This window comes from Aeromonas sp. R1-2 (assembly GCF_040908505.1).
GTDB lineage: Bacteria > Pseudomonadota > Gammaproteobacteria > Enterobacterales > Aeromonadaceae > Aeromonas > Aeromonas veronii.
The window spans coordinates 1-2,055 of record NZ_JBFODU010000017.1 but is presented as its reverse complement, the minus strand read 5'-3'; the positions used below and the strand labels follow the sequence as shown (position 1 = coordinate 2,055).

At 53.3% G+C, this 2,055-nt stretch carries 2 protein-coding genes; both read left to right on the top strand.

Features of this window, described 5'->3' with window-relative positions; translation table 11 throughout:
- Positions 1-1,137 (top strand): elongation factor Tu (gene tuf, locus AB5Y76_RS06675; RefSeq protein ID WP_115523187.1); only part of this gene is annotated, 1,137 nt, incomplete at its 5' end.
- 113 nt (positions 1,138-1,250) lie between these two features.
- Positions 1,251-1,793 carry a D-glycero-beta-D-manno-heptose 1,7-bisphosphate 7-phosphatase gene (gmhB, locus tag AB5Y76_RS06670; protein WP_263719300.1) on the top strand — a complete coding sequence of 181 codons (543 nt, stop codon included), beginning with the start codon at positions 1,251-1,253 and terminating at the stop codon, positions 1,791-1,793.
- Positions 1,794-2,055 lie beyond the last annotated feature (262 nt).

Below are 2,055 nucleotides of genomic sequence, written 5' to 3'. Positions count from 1 at the left end.
ACCATCGGCCACGTTGACCACGGTAAAACCACCCTGACTGCAGCTATCACCAACGTGCTGGCCAAGCACTTCGGTGGTAAAGCTTTCGCCTTCGACCAGATCGACAAGGCACCGGAAGAGCGTGAGCGTGGTATCACCATCAACACCTCCCACGTAGAATACGACACCGCTACCCGTCACTACGCCCACGTAGACTGCCCGGGTCACGCCGACTACGTTAAAAACATGATCACCGGTGCTGCCCAGATGGACGGCGCGATCCTGGTAGTAGCAGCGACTGACGGCCCGATGCCGCAGACTCGTGAGCACATCCTGCTGGGTCGTCAGGTTGGTATCCCGTACATGATCGTGTTCATGAACAAGTGTGACATGGTTGATGACGAAGAGCTGCTCGAACTGGTAGAGATGGAAGTTCGTGAACTGCTGACCGAGTACGACTTCCCGGGTGATGACCTGCCGGTAGTTCGTGGTTCCGCGCTGAAAGCGCTGGAAGGCGACGCTCAGTGGGAAGAGAAGATCATCGAGCTGGCTGGCCACCTGGATACCTACATCCCGGAGCCGGAGCGCGCGATTGACCAGCCGTTCCTGATGCCTATCGAAGACGTATTCTCTATCGCTGGCCGTGGTACCGTAGTTACCGGTCGTGTAGAGCGCGGTATCGTTAAAGTAGGTGAGACCGTAGAAATCGTTGGTATCAAAGATACCGTTTCTACCACCTGTACCGGTGTTGAAATGTTCCGCAAGCTGCTGGACGAAGGTCGTGCAGGTGAGAACATCGGCGCGCTGCTGCGTGGTGTTAAGCGTGAAGACGTAGAGCGTGGTCAGGTACTGGCCAAGCCGGGTTCTATCAAGCCGCACACCAAGTTCGAATCTGAAGTGTACGTACTGTCCAAAGAAGAAGGTGGCCGTCATACCCCGTTCTTCAAAGGCTACCGTCCGCAGTTCTACTTCCGTACTACCGACGTGACCGGTACCATCGAACTGCCGGAAGGCGTAGAGATGGTAATGCCGGGCGACAACATCAAAATGGTTGTTACCCTGATTGCTCCGATCGCGATGGACGACGGCCTGCGTTTCGCTATCCGTGAAGGTGGCCGTACCGTAGGTGCTGGTGTTGTAGCTAGCGTAATCGCCTAATCGATTCGTTATATTCAAACATGAAAAGGGGTGGCTTCGGCCACCCCTTTTATTTTTGGGGCTATTTATGGCCTGTGAGATACTGGGCAAAACCATTGATAGAGGTAGTTTCCGTGAGCAACCCCGCCATTTTTCTGGATCGTGACGGTGTCATCAATGAAGACACTGGCTATGTCAGCCAGGTCGATGATTTCCATTTTCTGCCCGGAGTCATAGACGCTCTGCAGCTCCTCAAAAAGAAAGGCTATCTGCTGGTCGTCGTCACTAACCAGTCCGGAATCGCCCGCGGCTACTTCAGTGAAGATGACTTCATGAATCTGACGGAATGGATGGATTGGTCACTGGCTGATCGGGATGTGGATCTCGATGGCATCTACTTCTGTCCCCATCATCCGGATCACGGCGCCCCCTGTGATTGCCGCAAACCGGAGCCAGGCATGCTGCTGTTGGCGCAACAGGAACTGGGGATCGACATGAGTCGTTCCTATATGGTGGGTGATAAGCCTTCTGATCTGAAAGCAGCCATCAATGCCGGGGTTGGTCACAAGATCATGGTCAGAACCGGTAAGCCGGTCACCGAAGTGGGTAACGCTCTGGCCGATACCATCTATGACAATCTGTATGATTTTGCTATCGCGGTGCCTGCAGTAAGCTGATTTCGCCGGTTTAATATGCTGATTGGTGGCTTTGTGAGCGAACAGACAGCGAAAGCCATCTTTTTGCAATTATCTGCTTGCCAGAAAGAATCTGTTCCCTATAATGCGCCTCCATCGACAGGGCAAGCGGCAACGCAAACAACCTCGTCGATAACCTCGAAAAGACCTTGAAAATAAGGCTTGACTCGAGAAGGCGGTTGAGTAGAATTCCACTCCCGCAGCAACACACTGTTGCGTCGCTCTTTAACAATTTGAATCAAGC